This window comes from Pantoea sp. alder81 (assembly GCF_020179835.1).
Classification (GTDB): domain Bacteria; phylum Pseudomonadota; class Gammaproteobacteria; order Enterobacterales; family Enterobacteriaceae; genus Pantoea.
Map to the genome: position 1 here is coordinate 1 of NZ_JAIUDA010000026.1, position 1714 is coordinate 1714.

1 rRNA gene is annotated in these 1714 nt (G+C 52.9%); it reads left to right on the top strand.

Annotation, left to right across the window (positions count from 1 at the left end):
* The first annotated feature begins 163 nt into the window (after positions 1-163).
* Positions 164-1703: ribosomal RNA gene (locus LBW88_RS26415) — 16S ribosomal RNA — on the top strand.
* The last annotated feature ends 11 nt before the right edge of the window (positions 1704-1714 follow it).

A 1714-nucleotide genomic window follows, 5' to 3' on the forward strand; every position in this document is an offset into this window, starting at 1 on the left:
GCTCTTTAACAATTTATCAGACAATCTGTGTGGGCACTCGCAGGATTGATATCAACGTCTCCGGACGTAAAAAATATCAAGTCTCACGAGTGAACACATAATGAAATTCATTATGACGTTTTACAGATGAGCATCGCTGAACTTGTTTCAGCAAATCAAACTTAAATTGAAGAGTTTGATCATGGCTCAGATTGAACGCTGGCGGCAGGCCTAACACATGCAAGTCGAACGGTAGCACAGAGAGCTTGCTCTTGGGTGACGAGTGGCGGACGGGTGAGTAATGTCTGGGAAACTGCCCGATGGAGGGGGATAACTACTGGAAACGGTAGCTAATACCGCATAACGTCTTCGGACCAAAGTGGGGGACCTTCGGGCCTCACACCATCGGATGTGCCCAGATGGGATTAGCTAGTAGGTGGGGTAATGGCTCACCTAGGCGACGATCCCTAGCTGGTCTGAGAGGATGACCAGCCACACTGGAACTGAGACACGGTCCAGACTCCTACGGGAGGCAGCAGTGGGGAATATTGCACAATGGGCGCAAGCCTGATGCAGCCATGCCGCGTGTATGAAGAAGGCCTTCGGGTTGTAAAGTACTTTCAGTGGGGAGGAAGGCGTTAAGGTTAATAACCTTGGCGATTGACGTTACCCGCAGAAGAAGCACCGGCTAACTCCGTGCCAGCAGCCGCGGTAATACGGAGGGTGCAAGCGTTAATCGGAATTACTGGGCGTAAAGCGCACGCAGGCGGTCTGTCAAGTCGGATGTGAAATCCCCGGGCTCAACCTGGGAACTGCATTCGAAACTGGCAGGCTAGAGTCTTGTAGAGGGGGGTAGAATTCCAGGTGTAGCGGTGAAATGCGTAGAGATCTGGAGGAATACCGGTGGCGAAGGCGGCCCCCTGGACAAAGACTGACGCTCAGGTGCGAAAGCGTGGGGAGCAAACAGGATTAGATACCCTGGTAGTCCACGCCGTAAACGATGTCGACTTGGAGGTTGTTCCCTTGAGGAGTGGCTTCCGGAGCTAACGCGTTAAGTCGACCGCCTGGGGAGTACGGCCGCAAGGTTAAAACTCAAATGAATTGACGGGGGCCCGCACAAGCGGTGGAGCATGTGGTTTAATTCGATGCAACGCGAAGAACCTTACCTACTCTTGACATCCAGAGAACTTAGCAGAGATGCTTTGGTGCCTTCGGGAACTCTGAGACAGGTGCTGCATGGCTGTCGTCAGCTCGTGTTGTGAAATGTTGGGTTAAGTCCCGCAACGAGCGCAACCCTTATCCTTTGTTGCCAGCGGTTCGGCCGGGAACTCAAAGGAGACTGCCAGTGATAAACTGGAGGAAGGTGGGGATGACGTCAAGTCATCATGGCCCTTACGAGTAGGGCTACACACGTGCTACAATGGCGCATACAAAGAGAAGCGACCTCGCGAGAGCAAGCGGACCTCATAAAGTGCGTCGTAGTCCGGATCGGAGTCTGCAACTCGACTCCGTGAAGTCGGAATCGCTAGTAATCGTAGATCAGAATGCTACGGTGAATACGTTCCCGGGCCTTGTACACACCGCCCGTCACACCATGGGAGTGGGTTGCAAAAGAAGTAGGTAGCTTAACCTTCGGGAGGGCGCTTACCACTTTGTGATTCATGACTGGGGTGAAGTCGTAACAAGGTAACCGTAGGGGAACCTGCGGTTGGATCACCTCCTTACCTGAAGATAC